Origin of the sequence: Sphingobacterium sp. UBA7625 (genome assembly GCF_002484085.1) — a bacterium.
Lineage (GTDB): Bacteria > Bacteroidota > Bacteroidia > Sphingobacteriales > Sphingobacteriaceae > Sphingobacterium > Sphingobacterium athyrii.
The window spans coordinates 121891-146646 of the sequence record NZ_DLJD01000005.1 but is presented as its reverse complement, the minus strand read 5'-3'; the positions used below and the strand labels follow the sequence as shown (position 1 = coordinate 146646).

The window sequence follows — 24756 nt, the reverse complement described above, 5'->3', positions numbered from 1 at the left end:
GTTCGAGCCCGATTACTTACCCAAAAGGCAGATCAGTAAAATGGTTTGCCTTTTTTGCGTTTCAGGCCATTCGCTGTTTTTATAACCGCCTGTGGCATCCCCTAAATTTTGTCAACCATTCGCTCCATGTCGCTGTTCTTTTTGTGTAGGCTTTATCCAAAATAACATGAAGAATGCAAAGAAAATTGTACCGATTGGCAAGACGAAGGAAAGGATATTTATTTCTATTTTGATAATGATCAAAACGGCTATGCGCCGAATAATGGACAGACATTAATGAAGATATTGAAATAATCGCAAAACTTTTAAAACATTCAAACCATCACATTTCCACTGCTGTTCTTCTTATAAAAAAATCAAAATTATGGCAACATCAAAGCAAAACAATCAACAGATGCCAAATGCGCATTTACATGAATTATTTATAGACGAGTTAAAGGATATGCTCGGGGCAGAGAAACAACTTTTGAAAGGCTTGAAAAAGCTGAGTAAGGCAGCTGAAAACGACGAGTTAAAACAAGCATTTGAGCAACATTATAGCCAAACTGAAGGTCACATTGAGCGCCTGAAAGGAGTATTTACATCGTTAGAAATGAGCGCACGTGGTAAAAAATGCAAAGCTATGGAAGGTCTTCTCGAAGAAGCTGACGAAATCGTTGAGAGCTTTGAAGGTGACCCAGCGTTGGATGCTGCACTTATTTCGGCCGCACAAAAGGTCGAGCATTATGAAATTGCCAGTTATGGTTGTTTGGTGACCTATGCAAAACTTATGGAGCATAGTGAGGCCGAGCAATTGCTTCAGCAAACTTTAGACGAGGAAAAACAGACTGATAGTCTTTTGACAGAAATTGCGATGTCAGGTGTAAATGAATCTGCATCATAGTATTAGAAATGCCCGAATCCTCGGGCATTCTATTTTAAAATTGCAAACCCTGCCACCTAAAGCCATCGATCTGGAGTAATCGACCGTATTCAGATAATCCACGAGTAAGACTTTGTAACCTAATCTCTTAAAAAAATTGCTTATGACAAACGACAGAAGTCATAATTCACGCATCCCGGTTGGGCAACCTTGAAGTGTTACAGGAGCTCATCCGACAAAATGTAGAAAGCAACTTCAACAGCGAGCCCTTTATCCACTAAGGATAAGATACCGACCATCCTTTGTCTTACTGCTACCGCCTTAACCTTACCAAGTTCAAAGCTAAAAGCATCGATAATATGTTTTTTTTCGGGTTCCGACTGACTGTGAAAAATTAGTCTCGCCTAGCTAAAGTGATCGCGGAAGCTATCACTTCTAGCGCGCACTTTTAATCTATAAAAGGACTTAGTTTGTATCATTTCACTTTTTAACCTTTTTCTGTTTCCATTCATTTGAACTACATTTAATAGGATCATATTGTCGAAAAAACGAGTCCACTCAGGGCGGGTATTGAGCACGTTTTGGTCAACAGACCAGATCCTAGCTCATACTTATAGTTATTCGCATCTCCCGTGTCCCACACTAACTGCCATTTTTGGTGTTCGTTGATAGAAATATGCTGTATTTCATTCGAGAAATTCATAATTGCCAGGAGCCTGGCCGCACCATTTCCGGCACGTAAAATCAAGGTATTCTGTGTTGGTAGGCAGTCAACTGCTAAGTCTTCGCGCTGCATGTTGCTCCAGGCGGGATGGGTTTTACGAAGTGCGATTAAATCTCTGTAGTAAGCCAAATGCTGTTGGTTGGAAATATGATGCTGTTCGCTCCAGTCCAATATTGAACGTTCGAATGTAGCCCGATCCTGTGGATCTGGAAATTGCTCTTTTCCTTGGAAATCAGCAAATTCACGTTTCCTTCCCGCTCTCACCATTTCCACCAATTCAGGCTCACTATGGCTGACGAAATACTGAAAGGGCTTTTTAGTTCCCCATTCCTCTCCCATAAACAACAAGGGAATATACGGCGATAGGAACACTGCCAAAGCCATTAATCTTATTTTTTCATCGCTATAGAGCGCGGCGCTTCGCTCACCTAGCATGCGGTTACCTACCTGATCGTGATTCTGACTAAATACAATAAATTTATTTCCCGAGATGCCTTTGGCATCAGTACCAAAGAACTTTTGACGATGACTAGAGTAGCAACCGTCAAATACGTAAGCCTGCTCGTAGGCTTTGGCAAGATGAGTTATCCCTTCGAATTCTTTATAATAGCCTTTTCTTTCTTCACCTACTGTTACCCGCAAAGCATGATGAAACTCGTCTAGCCATTGTGCATCCATTGCAAATCCATTCTTTTCTAGAGGATCTAGAAATCTACGGTCATTAAGATCGCATTCAACAAATAAGTATCTTTGTTTTCTAGTGCTATTGATAATTGCATTCACTTCCTTGCGTATATCTTGAAGAATGTGTATAGGACCAAAGTCTCTTATTGCATGTACCGCATCCATGCGTAGGCCATCGATATGAAAATCTTCAAACCACATCCGTACATTTGACATTACAAAATCACGAATCCCATGATTGAATTGATCGTCATAATTAATAGCTTGGCCCCATGGAGTATGATACTTATCTGTCAAATACGGTCCGAAATAAGAGAGATAGTTTCCTTCAGGTCCAAAATGATTATACACAACATCCAAAATGACCGCAATATCTGCGTGGTGACATGCATCCACCAGTCGCTGCAATTCATGGGCTCCTCCATAAGAATGCTGCACCGCAAAAGGGAAAACACCATCGTAACCCCAATTTCTTTCACCTGGAAATTGCCCTATAGGCATAATTTCGATCGCATTTACCCCCAGATCTTTTAAATAGGGTATTTTTTCAATTATACCTGCGAAATTGTGATTTGTGCTAAATGTCCCTACGTGCAATTCATAAATGATTAAATCACGTTGCAATGGCGGCACATATCTTTGATCGGTCCAGGGATAAGCGAGATCGATCATAGCAGATGGTCCATGCACCCCTTCTGGCTGGGATAGCGATGTTGGATCGGGATATGGGATTCCGTCTATGATGATTTTATAATAATCTCCCCGTTTTGGCATCCGACTTTCGGTATACCAATAACCATATTCTTGTTTCTCGAGCGGCAATGAATGGCACGTTTTGCTTAACTCGCAATTTACTGTCTTTGCGTTTGGCGCCCATACTCGTATCTGCGCCAAGTCGCCATTCCAGCGTACCCCGAGCTGTGTAACTCCAGTTTTCTGCATAATAATAAATTAAATCTGCTGTTTCCTAACTTGACATGAGTACCAAAATTGAACGCGAGGGAACACTAACTCTACTGTTTGCCTCGAAGATAGCATGCTCGGATATTGTATTCAAGTTTGTATCGATAACTTTAATCCAGCTCGTACCATAGCGTTGATCAGGGAGCTGATATTCGACGTTTTCCCAATAGGTATTGAAAAGCAGATAAAAATGATGGTCTGTTATTTTTGTTCCATCTTGACTTACTGATCTTATCCCTTCGCCGTTTAAAAAAACAGCTAAGGAACGTGCAAAATCATCTTCCCAATGGAAATCATCCATTTCAGTAGCATTAGGAAGAAACCATACGATATCTTNNCATATCTTCGACACCAGTACCCCTTATGGGTAATCCTTGAAACCATTTCCGACGGCACAAACTGGGATGCTCTCTTCGAAACGCGATAAGGCTTTTGGTAAAATTCAGCAATGAACTATCCATGTTTTTCCAGTCAAGCCAAGAAATCGAATTATCTTGACAATAGGCATTATTGTTTCCCTGTTGTGTTCGCCCAAATTCATCGCCTGCAAGCAGCATAGGCACACCTTGAGATAAGAATAATGTGGTGAGCAAATTCCGTTTTTGTTTTGCTCTCAAGTGGCTGATCTCAATGTTGTCGGTCGGACCTTCTGCACCACAGTTCCATGAACGGTTGTGGCTTTCCCCATCATTGTTATCTTCACCATTAGCTTCGTTATGTTTGTCGTTATAAGAAACAAGATCCTGAAGGGTAAAACCATCATGGGCTGTGATAAAGTTAACACTAGCCGATGGTCTCCGGTTGTCGCCCTGATAAAGATCGGACGATCCGGTCAGTCGGTTGGCAAATTCTCCGATCATGCTGTCAGCACCAATCCAAAAATCACGCATACAGTCACGATATTTTCCGTTCCATTCCGCCCATCCCGGGGGGAATTCCCCCACTTGATAACCTCCTTCGCCAATATCCCAAGGCTCAGCGATCAATTTTACCTGCGAAATTATTGGATCCTGATGAATTACATCAAAAAAGGAACTCAATTTGTCGACATCATGGAGTTCCCGCGCCAACGCCGATGCTAGGTCAAAACGAAATCCATCCACATGCATTTCCTGTATCCAATAACGCAAGCTATCCATGATCATTCGCAATACATTTGGTTGACGTGCATTCAACGTATTTCCCGTTCCCGTAAAATCCATATAATAACGGCCATCTTCTGACAAGCGATAATAGGATGCGTTATCAATACCCCGAAATGAGAGTGTTGGCCCCATTTCATTTCCTTCGCCAGTATGATTATATACTACATCCAGGATTACTTCGATTCCTGCTGCATGCAGAGATTTGACCATCGTTTTGAATTCGGTCACTTGATCACCCTGAGTCCCACCTGAAGCATAGCGTATATCAGGTGCAAAGAAGCCAATTGAGTTATATCCCCAATAATTAGTAAGCCCCTTATCGATGAGGTGGCGATCGCTTAAAAAATGGTGAACGGGCAATAATTCAACAGCAGTGACTCCTAATTCTTTGAGGTAAGCAATAGTAACTGGATGACCCATAGCAGCATAAGTTCCTCGGATGTTTTCCGGGATATCGGGGTGCAAGGCAGTAAAGCCTTTCACATGGACTTCATAGATAACACTGCGATGCATAGGTATGCGCATCGGTTGGTCTTCTCCCCAATCGAATCGATTATCGACCACAACTGACTTGGGTACATATGCAGCGCTGTCTGCGTCATCAAAACTAAGATCCGCTTCTGGCGCTCCAATACGATAGCCGAAGAGCGCGTCATTCCATTGCACTGTACCAGAAATTGCCTTAGCATATGGATCAATCAGTAATTTATTCGCATTGAACCGATGCCCCTCTTGAGGACGGTAAGGTCCATGTACACGATAGCCATAACGTTGTCCGGGTTTTATTCCATTTAGATAGATATGCCATACCTGATGTGTTTTTTCTTTTATTTTGATTTTTAGGACTTCAACTTCCTCGTCGGTATCGTTGTATAAGCAGAGTTCTACACTTTCAGCATGTTCAGAAAACAAGGCGAAATTAACCCCTTGTCCATCAAATGTAGCGCCTAGCGGGTAAGGTGTTCCAGTATAAATTTTTGGTTCCATTGTGTATTATCTATTATATAATTGCGTGTATTGCCATAATTGTTTTTGAACGTTTTTTTGAAATGCTTGCTTTTTCATACGCCACAGCCAATTTCCTGCGGTACTTGCGGGTTTATTCATCCGGCATGAACCATCTAGTTCCAAAATATCCTGCATCGGAATGATGACTGTATCGGCGATAGAAGCATACAAGAGACGCATAAATGACTTATTGATGTTTGAAGCATCAATAGACGTCCCTACAAAGTGATCTATTCTATTTCTTGTAGTCTGATCGACATCTTGGTTATACCAGGAGAGCAACGTGTTGTTGTCATGTGTGCCTGTATAAGCGACAAAGTTCTGACCGTATTGATGCGGAATATGTGGCGAGCGGGGCATGTCTTCCCCAAAAGCAAATTGTAGTACTTTCATCCCTGGTATCCCAAATTGATCCCTCAATGCATAAACCGCCGAATCCACGTCCCCGAGATCTTCAGCGACAAATGGCATATGTCCTAGTTCATTCTTTACATGCTCAAAAAAATCTGCCCCAGGCCCAGGTGACCACGCACCATGTTTTGCGTTCTGCTCCTCTGCAGGTACCTGCCAGAAGCTAGAAAAGGCGCGGAAATGATCTAACCGAATCTGATCGAATAATTTACAATTATGTCGCAGACGGGCAACCCACCACCTGTAGTCATCCCTTTTGAGTACTTCCCATTGATAAATAGGCATACGCCAAAGCTGACCCTCATCATTGAAATAGTCCGGGGGTACGCCGGCGACTTTGGTCATGTTGCCAGCTTGATCAAGCGTGAAAAATTGTGGATTCGCCCACACATCTGCTGAATCATAGCTCACGTAAAAAGGAATATCGCCCAATAGCCTAATACCATGATCCCCACAATAATGATGCAACTCTTGCCACTGATGATAGAATACATACTGCCACCATTTTATCATTTGGATATCAGTGTTATGTTCGCTCTTAAACATATTGAGAGCATCTTTATCTCTCAACATATATTTCTCGGGCCATTTATACCACGGAAGATTATCATGTTTTTCCTTTAATAACATGAAGCAAGCAAAATCCTCCAACCAGTTGGATTCATCGTTGCAAAACGTTACAAAAGCCGTTTCTTCCTCAACCGAGGATCGACTATACGCCATTTTCAACAGTCTATATTTAATCGAGCTTACCTCCTGAAAATTAATTTCGGTGGAATAGAGCCTTTTTACGGCTTGCAATTCCTCTTCCGTTAATAAGTCTACTTTGGCAAGCCCTTCTAGGTCAATAAATAGTGGATTGCCAGCCCATGCACTCAGTGTACTATAGGGAGAGTGACATTGGGTCTCTGCGGTTGGACCCAGCGGAAGCATTTGCCACCAGGACTGTCCACTTGCCTGCAGTCGGCGGACAAAGCGGCGGGCCTCCTTGCCCAGATCACCGATGCCATATGGAGAGGGCAATGAACTAATGTGCATTAATATGCCTGCGCTCCTTTTTTTAGACTCGTTTTTATATTGTATAATTGCCAAGGGCAAATCGCTGAATAACTTGTCAATGCCGATTTCAATTTCTTCGCCTTCAGCATTAGAAAGTAAATGCTCCCATTTTAAAGGACGGTTGGTCGGTAATAATATACGCGTATCCTCCCATGCAAAGCTGCCCGGAATAAATTGTGAGAATTTTCCGAGTTCGGCAAGGTGCAGCGGAATGACGATCACAAGCCAATCATCCCCACATTTACGTGCAAAAGACAAGATGTTTTTTTTATAAGCACCTTTTACTTTAAGCTTTATATAGCTGCTACTAAACGATAACGCAGGGTGAGTTTTACGCAGCTTCACTAGCTTGTTGACCAGCCAAAGTTTGATTTTTCCATCGTACCTTTCGCGCCACAATGTTTTAATTAGCACGTTCTCGGGAATTTTTGCTATTTGAGCCAGGAGTTCTTTACAATGTCGATAATCTACTGCGCGGCGGTTATCAGGATCCACAAAGCTATGGTTCCATAGTTCAGTCCCCTGATAGATATCAGGCACTCCTGGACAAGTAAATTTAAGTAACTGCTGAGCTAAAGAGTTGATTATCCCAAAATCCGATATACGCTGCAAAAATTGGTAGAAGCTCGTGAAAAAAGGGCGTTCTTTATTAAGGAGAAAACCTGCGAAATTGCGCACCGCAGATTCATAAGATTCATTCGGTTCTTCCCAACTAGAGCGTTCTTTTCCTTCACGGAGATATTTGATCAGGTAATCCAAAAAACGCGCTTCAAATTCACTGTCTGCGGCGTTCTCTTGAGATCCAAGCGGATAAGATCCTAATAATGCCTGATAAATAAAATATTCGTCATTGGGATGTGGTAGATCACCTCGATATTCATTCCAGACGATATCCTGCCATATTTGTACCTGCTTAACCCATTTATTGGGCATTGCTGTGAGTACAGCTAAACGACTGCGTGTGTCGTCTCCGCGCTTTGTATCATGTGTCGCCGTCGTATTGAGTGAGAGTGGCCATTGCGTTTGCCTTTTTTGCATCAGCCTATGAAAGTTTTTAATGCTAATACCAAAATTACCCGGGTGATCTCCCACCTCATTATGGCCTATAAACCGGTTGTAGGTATACATTAGCGTGTCCTCTACCCCTTTGGCCATGGCTGGCCCGGCAAATTGCATACAACGTTTTAATAACCGAATTGTTTCTGGGATTCTAGTTGGATTCCTTCCTTCTTGCGCGTCGCTGAAAAGACAGAAAAACTGTTCTATAGCCTGCTTATTTAAGCGATGGTCTTTTTTTAACAGTTCAAAGAGATCTTCAATCATTCGATAACTTGCCGCTGTTAAAGGAAAGTTATCATCGTAAATTCTGTATACCGGAAAGTTTGCCAAGAAAGTTTGCAGCACAGCCGTTAAATGTTGGCGATCCACGCCGATACTATCGTCCAGTAATCGAACAAGCAAATTGACGAGGTTATCAACATCACCTTGCATATACTTGGTAAGGATCTGCATTTTTTTATTTAATTGTTGTTTTTTAAGGGGACGCTTATTTCCTGTTAGTTGATTATAATAAAAATTAAATTGTTTCTTTCCTTTCGCGCAGGTTATTAGATTGTTGCAGGCCGACAGGAATTCGTATCCTGTGGTGCCCTGTATTGGCCATATTTGAGGTAGATTTTCATTCCTTTCCAATATTTTCTCCACCACGATATAAATATCAGGTCCTATATAATCGCGCAGATCCTTTAAGTACTGATTGGGATTATATAGCCCGTCTATATGGTCAATTCGCAATCCATCAATTAGCTTTTCCTCAACGAGTTGTTTGATCAATCGATGCGTGTCACGGAACACCACCGGATGTTGGACATTGATGCAGATTAATCCATTAACCGTAAAAAAACGGCGGTAATTTATACGACGATTCGTAGTCCACCAGGGGCAAAGTTCATAAAACTGTGTTTCAATAAGTTCTTTGAGTTTATATTTTATATTATTTACAGTGTTTAAATAATTTTGGAGGTCAATATCAGAAATATCAGCAAGTATTTCGTCACGAAGTGTTTGCCACTCTTGCTGATTTCCGTTCGCTTGTGCGGTATTTACTCGAACCAAAAATCCGCTAAAATCATTTTTTACTTTTCTGAGTTGGTCTTCTAGGACGGTACAATATGACTCTGGGTTTAATGGATAGCAATTGTCAAAATACTTTAGATATAATCTTCTTTCTACCAATGCTATCGTTATTTCGCCGTCATCGATAGCGTCATGTACTTCCTTTGCCAGTATAGGGACGATTAATTTCCCAGGTTCAAACATATTTCCCACAAAGCAGGTGTCAAAAAAACTAGCATGAGTCGAGGAGGGACCAAACTCGAGTAGATCCATTAACCAAGCGTTGTCCGGATGAAAGGCCATGTGATTAGGCACAATGTCCTGCAACCATTTTATACCGTACAGATTGAGCTGCTTTCGAATCCGTCTTAGATCAGCGACGGTCCCAAGTTCAGGATCAATCTGTTGCATATCTGTGCCGTCATAACCATGCATACTTCCCGGTGTTGAGCGTAGGATCGGAGATGCATAAATCGTATCCACGCCCAATTCATGCAAGTATGGTAGGATAGATTCGAAGGCATTAAAATTAAAATCTTTATGAAATTGGATTCTATAGGTTGTATGTGGTAAAGTATGCGGGCATATCGTTCTAAGTCCTTTTGTGTGCATGGTGTTGATTGATTTCATTTACATCAGAACGCTGCTCGATAAAATTAGTTCTGTCTGTCTTCAAAAAATTTAATACACAAAATATGAAATCACAATTTGGTAAAAAAATAATTTAAAATTAAAACCATTCCATTTTAAGGGACGTTCTGCTTATAACAATGGAAATTTTAAAAACAGTTTATTCGTAATATGATGAGAAAAATAGGAATTACATTTTCCGCGTTTGACCTTTTACATGCTGGTCACGTCAAAATGTTGGAGGATGCTAAAGAGCAATGTGACTTTTTGATCTGCGGGCTTCAGACAGACCCCACTTTAGACAGGCCAGAGAAAAATAAACCAACGCAGAGTGTTTTCGAACGTTATATGCAATTAAAGGCCTGCAAACATGTGGATATGATCATACCTTATGCCACTGAGCAGGATTTGGAAGACGTGCTTCGGTCTTATAAAATACATGTGCGCATTCTGGGTGATGAATATATTGATAAGGCGTTCACTGGACGTAAATATTGTGAGGAGAAAGGTATCGAGCTTTATTTTAATAGGCGAGAAAATAGATTTTCAAGTTCTTCACTGCGCAAGATCATTGCAAAAAAACAGGACAATCCACAAGGTGCCATTGTTAAATTGAATGATGAAACAAATTATAAGTTAAAAAGGATTAATGCTTAAAACAGACAGGATATGGTTATAGGAATTATATTTGGGATTTTTGATATGTTGCATGTTGGGCATATCGTTGCATTGCAGGAAGCAAAACAACAATGTGATTATTTAATTGTAGGGCTTAAGACGGATTCAAATACCCAATTAACAGACGAATACGTTGCTGCGCAAACGATGGTCGAGCGATTTATCAAATTGGAAGGGTGTAAATTTGTAGACGAAATTATTCCGTATGAGTCTGAAGATGATCTCTCAGATATGTTGCAGTCCTTACCAATCCACAAACTATTCGTCAGTGAGGAATATAAGACCTTGGATTTTGCTGGAAGAGACTTCTGTATCGCTGAAGGTATTGAAATTGTATATACTAAGCGCAAAAATCGCTTTTCGAGCCAGTCATTACGTGAAATGGTAAGTGAAAAAGAACTCCAAAAGAAACAAAACATTTTTGCTGTCGAAAAGATACAATCAAACGCGCAGGCATTACACAAAATTCGTCAATGATCTTATAGTTTCAATCTTTTTGTGGTCTGCTAAATCAGAAATGAATCAATTGCTTTCCTATGGAAAAGGTTAATATTGCTATAATTTCCAACGTTCGTAAGCTAAGATGTGCCTACCGGATACTTTTTGATCAAGATTCTCAAAGCCCTGCAAGGATAGTTCTTGAAGGGCCTTCAATTGAAACCTTTGGGGGCAAGATTGACAGCTTGGGGAAAATTGACTTCCTATTTTTAGATTATCGCCTCGTGCTGAATAATACTGCGCTTTTTTTTTCTCTACTTAACGACTATTTTCCTCGAACACCCATTTTTCTTATAGTTGACAAGCAACACTTCAAAGAGGCCCAGCGAAGCACAAATTATGTTAAAGCTTTTTTATCGACAGATCTTCATCCAGCCCGACTGTTTTCATCGATAAGTTGTTTTTACTTGTGTCCTAATATTAAACAGGTTATAACTGTATCTTGAACAACGCTACCGCCATAATAGTTGCCTACCGAAAGGGTGTGCGCTGTATTTTGAGTAAAAACCGAAGCCATCGGGAAACGTAAACGGCTGGCGATCGTAGAATGTTGAGGTTTATCTTCACGCTTTCTATACCGATCAGTTGAGGTATATCGTCATTTTTTTTGAACGATATGCGTTTCACTACTGTTCAGTTTAAAAACTAATTCATAAAGCAATGAAGAAAACTTTTTACATTCCTTAAACACTCTAAAAGTGTAAAGGAAAGATAAAATAGATACAAAAATCGCACTGTAATCAGTAGGCAAATTGTTATAAATACTTCAACCGTTATTGTTTCCGGGAGGATGTTTGCTATAACATTGGACCACTTAAAATAAATATTTTATGTCACTCTAAAATTCATGCTATGACACAATTCAAAAATCCACACACAAAATATCCGGTGCCCCCATTTCCAAAGCAGGAACAAGAAGTACCGGGAGTAGAAGCAGAAATGAAGCCACAAGCTGACCACGGCGAAGAGAGCTATATTGGCACGGGAAAATTAAAGGATGCTAAAGCCATCATCACTGGTGCTGATTCCGGAATAGGTCGCGCGATAGCGATCGCTTTTGCCCGTGAAGGTGCAGATGTGGTCATTAACTATGGTTATGATATCGAGGATGCAGATGCATCAGCGACGGCACAACTGGTGGAGAACGAAGGCCGCAAGGCTGTTCTTTCGAAGGGAGATTTACGGAATGAAGACTATTGCAAAAAATTAATTGGTTTATGTCAGGATGAATTAGGCGGAATTGACATCTTGGTCAATAACGCAGCATATCAGATGGCGCACAAAACACTGGAAGAATTAACAGCCGAAGAATGGGACCGTACATTTGAAACCAATATTAGGAGCATGTTCTATTTATGCAAAGCCGCGGTACCCTTTATGAAACCGGGAAGTTCAATTATCAATACAGCATCGGTCAATTCTTATCACCCAAATGCCGTTTTATTGGACTATGCTGCGAGCAAAGGGGCTATTCAAAACTTTACAGCCAACCTAGCTCAAATGCTGCTCGAACAAGATAAAGGCATTCGTGTTAATGCTGTTGCCCCCGGTCCGGTCTGGACACCATTAATTCCCTCTACCATGTCCGAGCCTGAGAATTTTGGTAAGGATGGTCCAATTAAAAGACCAGCTCAGCCAGCGGAAATTGCTCCAGCATATGTTTTCCTGGCTTCTGAAGACAGCAGCTATATTGCCGGAGCTACCATCGCTGTGACTGGTGGTAAAATCGCGATGTGATTAGTGTATCGTAAACTCCCGGTGCAAAGCGATCTTACTTCATTGTGTCTTAAAAGCATTTGTAGATAAAACACTGCCTACACTTAGAAGTGATTTTGAACAGGTCAAAAAGGTTAACGAAAAAATAAAATAGATCAAATAAAGTCTCACAGTTTGCCCGTGAGACTTTTGTTAACACATAGCACCGCAAGTGCTATTTAATTAGTCCCATCGGACTCTGTCGTATAACGAGTTCTTTCTGGCCAAATTGCTGTTCAAGTTTATGTTTATATGCTGTCCAATACGAACAGTCTATTTCTGAAACCATGACTTCGTAGATTAATAGTTCATCTTTACTCTGTTGTTTGCTACCATTGGCCCAAATGCCTTCTGCGGGCGCTCGCGTGTAAGCTGTCATCCCGCCAAAATCTTTAGTTAGCTGTCTTTGGATATTTTTGTAAAGATAATCTGGGAACGGATGCCCTTCATTATCGCGTAAAGGGACAAAAATTTCTATTTTATTTGTAGGAGCTAAATTATTCTTGGCAGCTTCTATTGTTTTAAGGGCATCTTTTGCGCTCAATATCTTTTTTAACTGGAAATGCCTGCCCTCCAATTTGTTGTACGAGACAAAAAAATTCTGCAACTCCTCGAGCAGTTTCTCCGGCAACTGCACTACCCGTTGTACATTTTCCAAGATTTTAGAAGCCTCTGGTACAACAAGAAATCGGTCATTTTCAATTTCGTTACCTGCGTCGTCCTGTTGCGCAGCTTTAATTGCACCTATTACCCGACAAGACAATATACAGCCCGGAAAGGTACCTTGTTCAGAAATAACCACCACATCGAGCGGATCACCGTCCTCACCTTGAGTACCGGGTATAAAGCCAAAATCATACGGGAAAACGAAGCCCACCGGAAGATATTTTGCCAGTACAAATCCACCACAGTGAGGATCATAATTGTATTTGGCATTGGAATACTTTGGTGTTTCAACTGTGCAATTAAGGTTTTTCATAATACTATCTAATAGGGATCAAACTTGCGTATATTGATTAAGCTAATTATCGTAGGAACAGCTTTAGTGAACAAATAGTTCAGTTACCCGAAGATACGTTCTGGTCAGATCGGCTCAAATCGCTTTGGCCAATAACATCTTACAAAAATCAGTCGTCCAAAATTTTTCATAAAGCGATTGAAATCGCCAATGTTATACTTGCAGAAGGTACGGAAGTCTAACCTCATCGTCTCTTCCGGCTACTCCACCTCCCCAGCAGGCGACTGGTTGCAAAACTGACCAGTGTACCCACGGCCGCTGTAAGCACCGTCTGAAATAGATCGCCGAGTGAAAAGCTTGCCCAGATGGAACAGAGCGTACCTCCTATTGCCGAAATACGGATATCATTCAGTTTCATTAGCTTCGCTCCTTTCCCTGTTATCCGTAATATCGGTTACTTTAAACCCTTAAAAACCACAAAGCTTAGATCAAAAATGGACTGCCCCAAAAAGTTGAACACTATTTGGGGGCAGTCCACAATCTAGGCTTTTACTTTACTTGCCTGTCCCAAAGAGCCTAAGCAGATAGTCTAATGCTAATGGATATATTTTATAACGTCAGGCAATGCATCGATATGATACATATTCGAATCTACTACTCTCCCGTCAGGGAATGAATGTAAATAGGTTTTATGCGTACAATAGAAGTTTGAACCAGTACTTTTAAGGTATGTCGCGAAGCCTTTTCAACCGAGATATCAGGAACTAATTTTTTACCGTCAATACCTTAATTCATTTTTTTATTGCATATTAGCATCGAAAAAATAGACCATTTGAATTGGTACAACCTATAAAACAAATTGATTATGGAAAGGCCTTATAGCGGTATTGCAACCCATTACGAAACTCCAACGGGATATTCCATTATCGTCCCGGCAAAGAAGCATTTACCTATTATCATTATTTTTAGTTTATGGCTGCTTGGTTGGATACAATCAATTATTTTTTTTGCCCCGACACTTGAAAACTTTTACGATACCACTGGAGGTTTAAGCTTCGAGGGAATATTTATTATAGTTTGGTGGATCCTCTCGATGGCAGCTGGCTTATTTGTAATGAAAACGTTAACGTGGTACCTCATTGGAAAAGAAATCATTACAATAGATCGTGAGCAAATTACTATTGCAAGACAAAACGATATACTCTTCAGGCATAAGATTTATGATCTACAAGAAGCGAAGAAATTTCATGTTGAGGAAGAACATTTTGAGTTTGTTTTTTGGAACCAGGGGAATAGTTTAGGTATTTTTAGAAACAGAGGCACTATTCGATTTGAATATGGTTTTAAAACCATAAAATTTGCAAATGATATGGATCAAGCTGAGGCAAACCACATCTTGGAATCATTACGTTCATCGGGCTATCTGACCACCACTAATTTTTGATTAAATTTTATATGAATACGGAAAGAACCTTCGATTTAAAGAAATTAATACAATAAGTATCAGATCCCTTGTTAAGTAACCGAAATCATGTGAGCTCCAATTGTAGGATTGCTTATTACCATTTTGGTTATATTCATGTGGGCGTATTATATAATTGATGTATTATATTTGATTTTGCTATTCGGAGAATATTTCATGGATGTTCATTCGATGGAAGAGGACAAGTAGTTGCGATAGTTTTTCTGCTTTTTTAGTTTTTAGAATAAGGTTGAAAGTAGGATTGATTACGGGAAGCCGTAGCTCGCACCTTAATCGTATTTGTAATCTAAAGAAACCTTCTTTTTTTGTAATTCATCTACTACCTTCGCTGGAATAGATAAGTCTTTAAAATAATAAATTTTGAGGATCAAAACTTCAAACAAAATATTCCGTCCTGACATTTCCAATTGCCTAAGCGTCCTGCCTAATATTTTCCCAATTGCTTTTTGTCATTTCAAACTTAACCTCTTTACTGCCGTGCATTCCGTTTCTCTCCCAACCTGATTTCAGATAAAACCCTTCTGCTCTTGAATTAGGAGCTGTGCCCAGCCATACAAATTTCTTTCCTGTAGAAAAATACCAGTCAAGCATCATTTGATGGAGCTTGCGGCCTATTCCTTGTCCTTCAAATTCCGGTGCTAAGAAAAGTGCCCAGATATTATCTTCTTTTAAATCTGCAATCGCAAAACCTACAATTTGGTCATCTATTTCACAAACCCAGCCCTTTCCCCGCTCAAATAAAAATTCTGCGCAGTCTTTATCACTTACCAGTGTTGGATCAGAAAGCGTATTTTCTTTGACAGAATTTCTAACGATCTGGATCTGTTTAATATCTTCAATTTTTGCTTCTCTAAATTTCATGGTTATAAAAGGCCAATAATTCAATTTTTAAATATTTTGAGCGTGCCAATATAATTATATTCAGCAAATGTATAGTTAATATTCACAAAATATTATCAAAGAAAAATTAATACCACAAGGATTTGACCCAATATATATATTTGAAGAAACAACTTTCTCAATATAATCGAATAAAAATATTATGACCAATAAATCCATAAACCTTAAAGATGGAAAAAGTTTGTAATTTTTCAGCGCTTTAACGGAAGGTGGATTACATTCCTTAAATAGCGCTATTGGTTAGCTGCTGATCCAAATTATCACTCCGCTACCCGACAATCGAACCCAGCTCATGCTGATAGTTATCTACCTCCGACTGGGCATCAGGAAACGTATAGGTCCAAGACCGACCATCAGCAGCAGTTTCCAAAAGGGTGAATGTTTGTCATTAAGATTAATATGCATAGTTAAATATAATTCTTTTCTAGCCTATAATATGTCCGTCCTGCGCACTTACACGAACGAGCTTCCCCTGTTTATTGTACACCAGCTGCAGCCCATGTTCCTGCTCCCAATCGCAATCGCAAAGCAGTTGCAGATATACACCTTTATCTTCATACGGCTCGCGGCTTACATATAGCCCGGTACATTTTACAAACTGCCACACCTCTTCAGGCTGCTTCATCTTCCACATCGCATCATCAGCATCATCGTAACCAATGGCGTCCAAAAAATCCATGCAATTTTGGTACACATATGCCGATACCGTAAGGCGTTGGCTGTTATCCTGTGCCAAGAAGTTACGTAACAGTTCATCCGCTTCCTCGATAAAAGAATGGTCTTCATTTGGATTAAAATCCGTAAACGAAACCGGCATTTTTTCATTGTTGAAGAAGGGAATGTCGACCTCATCTATGGCCGTCCACCAATCATCATACTCCGTATTAGTTAATCTGCCGACAACGGCGGACTGTATCTCGGTTTGGGTGATGGGAGCCGGTTTGGTGACAATTGGCACCTTGTTGGCCAGTGATTCAAAAATAGTACGTTTTGTTGCTTCATCACGCTCGATAAAATTATTGAGCTGCTGTGACAGTTCCTTGATATTAGTGATCCGGGTTATTCCTTTTGCGGATATCCTGATAGTAAAATCCCCTATAGCAGCATCATATTGCATAGAGACATATTGATAATCATAAGTGGGCAGTTCAAAATATGTATAGGCGTTTATGGTATAACACGCCATACAATATCGGAAATCATCTGTTTGATAAGTTTCGTTATTGGGACTGCAATTTAGGGAAGGGTGGTACTTACGTATGATAAGCAAAATATTATGGTCCGCGCTTACGGTAGCCAGCGGGTATCGCTTTAAAAAACCATTCAATGTTTTGTTTAACCTGTTACGGCTAGTTTGCAGCAATTCTCCCGGTTTTTCAAGTTCCCATCCAGTCATTATTTATTATATATTAATGATACTACCCCAAAGTTACTAAAAAATAAAATTTTTCGCTATTGGCTGGCAAAAGAAAAGTCCTGCATGACACATCAGCTATTCACCGTAAATGCCTTTTCATCTCCCCGCTAATCCGCAGCAGTTTGTGCTAAATACTTGGGCGATATGGAAGTGCAAGAGATACACGAAAAAATAAATACCACCGAAAATAGTGCAATGGCTAGCGTGCGCATATTGTGATGTTTTTCAATTTCTTTCATAGGCTATGGTTAATACCCAAGCCTAATATACATTATAGATTTCGGGCGAAGTGGTATAAAATGCTGGTTTCGCGTTCTGATGTCCGGCATTTAGTTTCGCTGTCTTATTTTGCTATTTAATTCTTCTAGTTTCGTTTTTGCGGTATTACTAGTTGGAGAAAGTGTCAAGATTTTTTCATAACACTTTTTTGCTTTATCCATATATCCCCTGACTGTGTAGGCCTCGGCTAAGCTATCCCATACATTGATTGATTGCGGATAATTTTTCGTGTTCAGCTCAAAAATAGAAATTGCTATATCAGGTAGTTCTCTATCATAAAGGGCGACATACCCAATAGTATTTACAAAACTTTGGTTCGGTTTAGTATCAAAGAAAAGTTCCTTTTTTATTTTTGCACTGTAATTTACCAATATATCGGGGTCTTTTGTTACTTCATTTATATCAATATTATATGGTTCGAAGAGATATCGAAGGCCATAATATGTGGCTGGAATTGTTACTGTTAAATGCTTTTCGTCTTCAAAATATCTAAAGTCTACCTGCAAATCTGGAGATTTATTCTCTTTCAGTAATTTATAAAATTGATTTCCCCATTGATAATGCCTCTTATCTTCCTGCATATTATTGGCTAATGCAATATATATTCTAGCTTTTAGGTCGACTCGATTCTCCAATACTTCTTTTCCCAATATAATTATGATCCCAAAACCAAGAGGGGTCGATAAGTAAGTAATAACTAAACAGCTGCGGATTTTCTAACAGGCAATGTAACGCAAATAGTCCGCCCAATGAATGTCCGATAATCATGCTTTGTGGAACGGTTCTGAAAGATTTATTTATTTCCACCATTAATTCATTCTCCATAAAACGCATGAAATCATCCGCTTTTCCGCTACTTTTAAATGCAGAAATATTTTCTCTATCCAAATAATTCAATGAATTTGTAGGAGTGAAATTCTTCGTTCTATCCGTATTTTCTATTGAAACGATAATGAGTTCAGGGATTTGCAACTTAAGATTTGCATCTGAATGCATCGATTGTGCAATCCCCGACACTTCCAAAAACTTACTCCTGTCCCCATCTAAAACATAGGCAACAATGTATTTTTTGTCGACATTGTATTTTATAGGAAGCTGGTAAATAAACAGAATAATTTCTGCTTTCATTGAGTATTTTAGAGTTTATCGTATAGCGTTGTCCAACCACTAAAAAATTGTCAAGTGATTGCGCAAAAGAATTGCTAAGGCTAAAAATACAAAAACAAATTAGTGTGGTTATAATTATGCCCGTCGGTATACTGCTGGAAATCATCCGTATTGTTGCCATTAAAAAGGATTAAATAGATCTTATAATTACAAATAAGCTTTAAATTTATGTAAAAATTTTAGAATTACGAATATGTTTCAGCACCCCGAAAATCTGACAACGGCCTCACTCCAATTTTTATTAACCCGCTCGGGATGCAATAGTGCTAGACTCCAAACAATATTTGCACCCCAGTCGTGGCCGACAAAGGTGGCATCCTTGTAACCAAAATGGTCAAGTAGTGCAATAAGGTCACCGGTCAAATGTTCAATGTCATAATCCGTTATTTCGGTCGGACAGGATGACTTACCATATCCGCGTTGATTGGGGACAATGACATGATAGCCAGCATCAACAAGAGGCTGTATCTGATAACGCCAAGAAAATGCGTGCTCCGGAAAACCGTGGCAGAGCATGATAGGCTTTCCTGAATTTTTTTGACCTGCTTCAAATACTTCCAGTACTACACCATTAACTGAAATCATGGTAGCTTCTGGAAATGCGATTGGATTAAATTCTGTCTTAGTTACGTTTGTCATTTTATTCTTTTAAAGATTATGGATGCAAACTTAATAGGAAGAGTGACCACAGTATGTCAGTATCGATATAATTTAAAATGCAAAACGGGTTCTTGGCGTTAAAGATTCCCAATTAGAATAGCCTTCCACACGATGTTAACAATAGTCTTTAAAAACATATCTCCATAATCAGAAAGAATGTCCAGTATACTACTGTGTCGCATTTTGCCATAGTCCGCAAATGCAAGATGTGATTCTAAATGCCAGCATTCCCCAATGGAATGTCATACCGTGATTTTTTAAAACCAGCGTCCTAACTGATGTGGCTTGACACCACGCTACGCAAATCGTGGTCTTTAAATTTTAAGTTTGGATCTGCAGATAACTCGGAGATAATTTTTAAAAATTTCGCTGTATTCAGGGATGTTCTTGTAAACAGGATAAGCGTAGTTTTGGATGACGACGTTCTTTATGGCATATAAAAAATTGCTTGGCCTTTTACACTGTTAATTTGTCGCTAATCAGAGTACAGGTGCACAATCAAGATTTTATACTTTGGACGTGAACGATGATGTTACAGTTACTGTCGATCGTTATTTTTTATGATAAGAGTGAGCATAAAGATGTGGATGAGTACGAACATGCAGGAGCTGAAATTTCCTTTAAAAATAATTTAATAGACGAATAAAAACGATGATCAACAAACTTTTATTATTATTCCTCATACTTTTCACTGCCGGTTCAGCAAGAGCCCAGACCCCTGTTATCTTTGATGCTATCGGCTTTGGTGATTATCGTACTCCTTTTGTAAAAGTAGAAAAAGAAGGTAAAATTTATTTCTGTCATCCAGTTACTGGATTGTTGGTTGATGATGTCAAAGATCATTCAGGTGATTTGCTTTCTGTAGTGAAAGACGGAGTATACGCAGTAATCCACAAAAATGGAAAATTACTAAGCAACTTTGAGTACGATGAGGTGACTTTAGCCAGCCATTATGACGGGCAATGGTATCCGGGCATCCATTACAATTACCAGTTTGCACAAACGAAAAAAAAGGGAATGTATGGGCTTATCGATCTAGAGGGAAAAGTAATTTCCAAACCATGCTTCCAGGCACTGGAGATCATCAATAAAGATATCATTGGTTTTAAAGAAAACGATAAATGGGGATGGCTGCGTGCAGTGGATGGTGAAATTATCCAGCCCCCTATCTATGATGAAGTGGGCAAGAACTATCTGTTTGAGGATATGCTTCAATTTCATCTTAATGGAAAACAAGGAATAGCAAATATAAGCGGTAAAGTAGTTGTTCCTCCAACATATGAAGACTTGAGCAACATCTTACTTAAAACCAAAAAGTATACAGCATTTTTTCAAAATAAGGCCTATGGTCTGATTGATTCGCAGGGGACTGTAGTACTTCCTGCAGTTTACAAATCATTAATTCCGGTGAGAGGTAGTGACTTTCTTAAGATTGAAGAACATGGGTTGCAGGGGCTGATTGATGCTGCCGGAAAAGAAGTCACCCCTCCATTGTATGATAGAATAAATGATTTTGTAAGGGGTCATGCTGTTGTAGAAAAGGCGGGAAGAATGGGGCTAATTGATGAAAGCGGCAAATTGTTATTGTATCCCCAGTATGACGAGATCCAGTTCAAAAACTCAGCGGGACAGACAGTTTTTTATGGTGACCGTGTATCACTCATGCCTGCTGTTGCAAATGCTTCAAAAGAATACCTTGAAAGGATAGCCGCCGAAGCCAAACTGGATGCGATGCCCTATTATCTGCGTGTAAAAGACAAGGGTAAAGTAGGAATTTTCGATTGGGAAAACGCAAAACCTATTTTTCCTACAAATTTTACGGAAATTACCATCGCAAATCAGCATGGCGAAACTTATTTTTACGCTGTAAATGGGAATCTCTATGGAATTTACGATAAACTGGGTAACGAAATATTACCGCCAGAATATCGCCTACAGTCTGGTACCTATATCAATCGAAGCTACATGTATGGCGATCTTAACGACAGTCCTTTTATCTTCCCTGTTTATGATGATAAAAGACTGGGGATCTACAACAGTCTAAAGAAACAGTTTATTGTTCCAGTAGGCGATGTAGAAATCTCGTGGTTAAATGCACGAATTTTTGAGATTAGGCGGAAAGTGGAGGGAAAGAGCTATACCAAAGAATCGGCAGTATACAATAGTGATGGACAGGTGCTGATACCCTATACTCAGGATATTTATCTCCTAAAGATGCTCAGCGATAAGCTCCTGCTGGCAGAACAAGGATCCCAATATGTCATTTTTAATATGAAAGGTGAAAAAGTGTTTGAACGTCCAGAATGGAACAGAAATGGCTACTACAGCAGTTTTAATATACCGGAAAATAGAAAAGAGGATGCCAAACCTTTTCAAAGCGAACTTTTCAAGATCAATATTAAGGGAGAAAATCTATTTATTGATGAGAATGGAAAGCAGGTTCGTTTTAACGACTTTGCCTATGTTGGTGAATTTTATGACAACCTAGCGTGGGTAGTGAGTAAAAAAGGAGATGAAATGCTTTATGGATTGATTGATACGAAAGGAAATGTGGTTGTTAATCCTCGATTTGACCGTCTGGAAGTGATTAATGACCATCCGGATCTCATGCTGATAAAAGAGAAAGGAAAATATGGTGTGCTGAATCGTCAAGGCAAAATTATACTTGAGCCTATATATGATATGATCGATAACTTTTCACCTGAGCTAATGGAGATCACGTTAAAAGACAAATCTGGCCTTGCAGATAATGATGGAAAGATAATTTTAGAGCCTAGGTATGATAATTTAAGAAGAAATTATGAAGGTGAAAACCGTACATGGCCAATTCTGGCTAAAAAAGGCAATGTATTTTCATTTATTAATAAAGGAGCAAATAGACCGCTGGTAGTGGGAAAATCGAAAATTAACTAAGAAAATGGGAGTATAATACCACTGTGTCATTGGATTAAAAACTTAAAAACCTCTTTCCAGTTTGAGGCTATCCCCAAATCTAATATATAGTTGGGATATGGTCAAACGCCAGTTATGCATTGGCATCGTCCATTTTTTGCAATATCTTTAACGATCAGATACATCAATTTCATTAGCACCTGTTCAGAGCTGAAAGCTCCTGAAGACATATTGTACGGTATAGAGCCGAAGGAATCGCAAGATTTTCAAATTCCTATTTCGAAACTGTTAAAGAACAAAAGATTAGCTCCCGGGATATACAGAATAAGCAAAGAAGTTTGGTTTGCCAATCAAAAAAAGGAGCCGTTTCACGTCGTTGCCTCGTTCGAGATAAAATGATCCTGAACATCGGCACATCCAATATAATTATCAGTATATTCCCTGGTATAAGAAAAAGGATCGAAAAACGTAAGGGTTATCCTTTTAACCAAAAGTAACGATATAGAGCATATTTATAGATTATTTTTCATCAGTGGTGATCATCACATTAAAATGCCTACGCAATTGTTGTTCGGTATTTTGAAGACTATTTCACAGACTCACACTCCACCACATAGGGAAAGAGCCAAATCAGCAAAAAAATTTGGCTCTTTCTTCATTAATACTGGAGTAGTTTGTTAATTAAGTTTATAGAGTTTAAGCTGTTTCTGTAATTTTTTGCGGGCCATATGAATTCTTGTTTTTATTGTTCCTTCCGGCATGTTAAAGTAACTGCCAATTTCATGGTACTTGTACCCATCTAAATATAATCGGAAGATCTCATAATTATCCTGCGTCAGACTACACATTGCCTTTTCGATGTCTTCCGCCACAAATTTGCTTACTCCCCTATTATGAACAGTATTATTGGAACGTTCTAGGTCAATATAGGTCTCTTGGATTTCCCCCACACGTTTAGCCTTACGGTATTTATTAATATATGTATGCTTCATAATTACATATAACCAGCTCATTAATTTGGGGTGATGCACAAATTTATCTATAGATTTTAATGCCCGGATCCACGTTTCTTGGATCAAGTCTTCTTTTTCATCTGGGTCGTTTGTAAATTTAGTAGCAAAATGGTTTAGTAACCCTCTTTTCTCCTTAATTAGTACGTTTAAATTGTAATTGTTCATAATTTATCCTCTTTGTTGTTTAAAGTTGATCCTAATAGCGTAGAACAAGAAGAATGCTAATTTTAAATGGGTGTTACCTCGAAAATAATTATACTGGTGGCAGGGGTAGAAATACGTATTCTCGCTGAGAATGGTTATACAAGTCCTATTAAAGCCCTTTTCGAGTGAATTATTTCATATTGTTCAAAAATTAATTGAATAGGAAAAAAAATAGATTAGGTAATAAATCGGATCGAAATTGTAAGAAGTACGTTTTTTGGGTGAAAAAACAAAAAACGTTATCCATATCTTTTGTACAAAAATGTAAACGTTTTTAACGTGGTTTTGTGTGCAGTCAAATTAGGTCGTTTGACTTATTCATTACAAAGCTGTATAATTGTACATTCTTTATAATTATTCTAAACTAAGTCAACCGGATGATCAAAATATTGATAGCATATAGATCAAAACTCTACATACAGGCTATCAAGCAGTATAAGATAAATTTAAGCCATTGATGGAATACATAAACGAGCTTTCAAAAACCATTGACCAGTATCCCGAATCCATTTTAGTGATGCGTCAACAGATGGAGCAGAAATTGCCGGCCCATCAGCATGCCAAAGGACAGTTGCTGCTGGTATTTGGTGGTATAGCCTATCTTCAAACTCTGGAGCGTGATTATTACATTCCCTCGAATCATTATATTTGGATCCCAGCAGATTATGCGCACAACCTGATGTATAATGCACAAGATCTTCATATCATCAATATCTATTTCCCCGCGGCTGATGATGGGGCCTTTTACAAAGAACTTGGCATCTATCCCGTCAGCAGGTTATTGTTTGAACTGCTTGCCTTTAGTGAGACCTGGCAGGGCAATTATTTTGCTGGCTGCTGGGAGTATGAATTGATGTCTACCATGAAAAAGCTGCTCGCACATGAAAATTTGCAGAAATTTTCTATTCAACTACCTATCACAGACGATAGCCGTATACGTGCCATCACCGATGATATGCGCCATCGTATTGGCGAGCCGTTAAGCTTGGAAGAGTCTGCCCAAAAATTCGGTCTCAGTGTCCGCAGTTTGACTCGGCTTTTTCAACAGTGTTTACACCTTTCCTTTGTTCAATATCTCAAAATGCTCCGCGTCATACGTGCGATGGAACTACTCAAAGATACGAGTCTTTCCATAAGTGAGATTGCCTATCAGGTCGGTTATTCTAATATTTCAGCTTTCAGCAATACTTTTTTCCAACTGACAAATATCCGCCCTTCAGATTTTCGTACTAAGTTAAAGTAAGGCTATCT

At 39.3% G+C, this 24756-nt stretch carries 22 protein-coding genes and 2 pseudogenes; 9 read left to right on the top strand and 15 right to left on the bottom strand.

Going from position 1 to position 24756, the window contains the following annotated elements; all coding sequences use genetic code 11:
* Positions 1–183: 183 nt before the first annotated feature.
* Both B4G94_RS28050 and B4G94_RS02715 read left to right on the top strand, forming a co-directional pair.
* Positions 184–294: pseudogene (locus B4G94_RS28050) on the top strand (DUF72 domain-containing protein); the annotation flags it as partial.
* A gap of 70 nt (positions 295–364) precedes the next feature.
* Complete coding sequence (locus B4G94_RS02715) at positions 365–883, top strand: ferritin-like domain-containing protein (protein WP_286857017.1); 519 nt, start codon at positions 365–367, stop codon at positions 881–883.
* Between the two features lie 197 nt (positions 884–1080).
* On the opposite strand, the gene B4G94_RS02710 is transcribed toward B4G94_RS02715, so the two are convergent.
* The 5 genes from B4G94_RS02710 to treY form a co-directional block, all read right to left on the bottom strand.
* Positions 1081–1257: a catalase-related domain-containing protein gene (locus tag B4G94_RS02710; protein ID WP_313533094.1), complete on the bottom strand. Its 177-nt coding sequence runs from the start codon at positions 1255–1257 to the stop codon at positions 1081–1083.
* 137 nt (positions 1258–1394) lie between these two features.
* Positions 1395–3212, bottom strand: a complete 1818-nt coding sequence (treZ, locus tag B4G94_RS02705; RefSeq protein ID WP_286857016.1) for a malto-oligosyltrehalose trehalohydrolase — start codon at positions 3210–3212, stop codon at positions 1395–1397.
* Positions 3213–3237: 25 nt separating this feature from the next.
* Positions 3238–3534, bottom strand: coding sequence for a hypothetical protein (locus B4G94_RS02700; RefSeq protein WP_286857014.1), 297 nt, complete (start codon positions 3532–3534; stop codon positions 3238–3240).
* A gap of 10 nt (positions 3535–3544) precedes the next feature.
* The gene (gene glgX / locus B4G94_RS02695; protein ID WP_286857013.1) at positions 3545–5365 is read right to left on the bottom strand and encodes a glycogen debranching protein GlgX; all 1821 of its coding nucleotides are present in this window, start codon (positions 5363–5365) and stop codon (positions 3545–3547) included.
* A gap of 6 nt (positions 5366–5371) precedes the next feature.
* Positions 5372–9601 carry a malto-oligosyltrehalose synthase gene (gene treY, locus B4G94_RS02690; protein WP_286857012.1) on the bottom strand — a complete coding sequence of 1410 codons (4230 nt, stop codon included), beginning with the start codon at positions 9599–9601 and terminating at the stop codon, positions 5372–5374.
* Positions 9602–9772: 171 nt separating this feature from the next.
* Between treY and B4G94_RS02685 the strand changes: the two genes are divergently transcribed.
* The 3 genes from B4G94_RS02685 to B4G94_RS02675 all read left to right on the top strand — a co-directional run bounded on the left by B4G94_RS02685 (position 9773) and on the right by B4G94_RS02675 (position 12514).
* Positions 9773–10258, top strand: coding sequence for an adenylyltransferase/cytidyltransferase family protein (locus B4G94_RS02685; protein WP_216660731.1), 486 nt, complete (start codon positions 9773–9775; stop codon positions 10256–10258).
* 12 nt (positions 10259–10270) lie between these two features.
* The gene (locus B4G94_RS02680) at positions 10271–10756 is read left to right on the top strand and encodes an adenylyltransferase/cytidyltransferase family protein (protein ID WP_286857008.1); all 486 of its coding nucleotides are present in this window, start codon (positions 10271–10273) and stop codon (positions 10754–10756) included.
* Between the two features lie 873 nt (positions 10757–11629).
* Positions 11630–12514 (top strand): SDR family oxidoreductase, encoded by an 885-nt coding sequence (locus tag B4G94_RS02675; protein WP_286857007.1) that lies wholly within the window; start codon positions 11630–11632, stop codon positions 12512–12514.
* 193 nt (positions 12515–12707) lie between these two features.
* Here B4G94_RS02675 and B4G94_RS02670 read toward each other — a convergent pair whose 3' ends face one another.
* Both B4G94_RS02670 and B4G94_RS02665 read right to left on the bottom strand, forming a co-directional pair.
* Positions 12708–13511, bottom strand: coding sequence for an inorganic diphosphatase (locus tag B4G94_RS02670; RefSeq protein ID WP_286857005.1), 804 nt, complete (start codon positions 13509–13511; stop codon positions 12708–12710).
* Positions 13512–13734: 223 nt separating this feature from the next.
* Positions 13735–13908 (bottom strand): hypothetical protein, encoded by a 174-nt coding sequence (locus tag B4G94_RS02665; RefSeq protein ID WP_286857004.1) that lies wholly within the window; start codon positions 13906–13908, stop codon positions 13735–13737.
* A 447-nt stretch (positions 13909–14355) separates the two neighbouring features.
* Between B4G94_RS02665 and B4G94_RS02660 the strand changes: the two genes are divergently transcribed.
* The gene (locus B4G94_RS02660) at positions 14356–14934 is read left to right on the top strand and encodes a hypothetical protein (protein ID WP_286857003.1); all 579 of its coding nucleotides are present in this window, start codon (positions 14356–14358) and stop codon (positions 14932–14934) included.
* A 450-nt stretch (positions 14935–15384) separates the two neighbouring features.
* Here B4G94_RS02660 and B4G94_RS02655 read toward each other — a convergent pair whose 3' ends face one another.
* From B4G94_RS02655 to B4G94_RS02630, 6 genes are all read right to left on the bottom strand, one after another.
* Positions 15385–15834, bottom strand: a complete 450-nt coding sequence (locus B4G94_RS02655) for a GNAT family N-acetyltransferase (RefSeq protein ID WP_286857002.1) — start codon at positions 15832–15834, stop codon at positions 15385–15387.
* Positions 15835–16297: 463 nt separating this feature from the next.
* Positions 16298–17269, bottom strand: a complete 972-nt coding sequence (locus B4G94_RS02650) for a DUF6985 domain-containing protein (RefSeq protein ID WP_286857001.1) — start codon at positions 17267–17269, stop codon at positions 16298–16300.
* Positions 17270–17397: 128 nt separating this feature from the next.
* On the bottom strand, positions 17398–17529 hold the full coding sequence (locus tag B4G94_RS02645; RefSeq protein ID WP_286856999.1) for a hypothetical protein: 132 nt from the start codon (positions 17527–17529) through the stop codon (positions 17398–17400).
* A 90-nt stretch (positions 17530–17619) separates the two neighbouring features.
* Positions 17620–18219: a tetratricopeptide repeat protein gene (locus B4G94_RS02640; protein WP_286856998.1), complete on the bottom strand. Its 600-nt coding sequence runs from the start codon at positions 18217–18219 to the stop codon at positions 17620–17622.
* A complete protein-coding gene (locus B4G94_RS02635; RefSeq protein ID WP_286856997.1) occupies positions 18176–18697 on the bottom strand; it encodes an alpha/beta hydrolase in 522 nt (173 codons plus the stop codon). The genes B4G94_RS02640 and B4G94_RS02635 overlap by 44 nt, the downstream gene beginning before the upstream one ends.
* Positions 18698–18934: 237 nt before the next feature.
* A complete protein-coding gene (locus B4G94_RS02630) occupies positions 18935–19375 on the bottom strand; it encodes an alpha/beta fold hydrolase (RefSeq protein WP_286856995.1) in 441 nt (146 codons plus the stop codon).
* 672 nt (positions 19376–20047) lie between these two features.
* On the opposite strand from B4G94_RS02630, the gene B4G94_RS02625 reads away from it, so the two are divergent.
* Positions 20048–22309 (top strand): WG repeat-containing protein, encoded by a 2262-nt coding sequence (locus B4G94_RS02625; RefSeq protein ID WP_286856993.1) that lies wholly within the window; start codon positions 20048–20050, stop codon positions 22307–22309.
* A gap of 42 nt (positions 22310–22351) precedes the next feature.
* On the opposite strand, the pseudogene B4G94_RS28205 reads toward B4G94_RS02625, so the two are convergent.
* Positions 22352–22515 (bottom strand): annotated as a pseudogene (locus B4G94_RS28205) (IS256 family transposase); the annotation flags it as partial.
* Between the two features lie 4 nt (positions 22516–22519).
* Between B4G94_RS28205 and B4G94_RS28200 the strand changes: the two are divergent.
* Entirely contained in the window at positions 22520–22687 is a 168-nt protein-coding gene (locus tag B4G94_RS28200; protein WP_422663702.1) for a hypothetical protein, read from the top strand.
* Positions 22688–22965: 278 nt separating this feature from the next.
* Here the strand turns inward: B4G94_RS28200 and B4G94_RS02620 are convergent, their stop codons facing one another.
* Positions 22966–23466, bottom strand: a complete 501-nt coding sequence (locus B4G94_RS02620; protein WP_286856991.1) for an RNA polymerase sigma factor — start codon at positions 23464–23466, stop codon at positions 22966–22968.
* Positions 23467–23962: 496 nt separating this feature from the next.
* Between B4G94_RS02620 and B4G94_RS02615 the strand changes: the two genes are divergently transcribed.
* Positions 23963–24748: an AraC family transcriptional regulator gene (locus B4G94_RS02615; RefSeq protein WP_286856989.1), complete on the top strand. Its 786-nt coding sequence runs from the start codon at positions 23963–23965 to the stop codon at positions 24746–24748.
* Positions 24749–24756 lie beyond the last annotated feature (8 nt).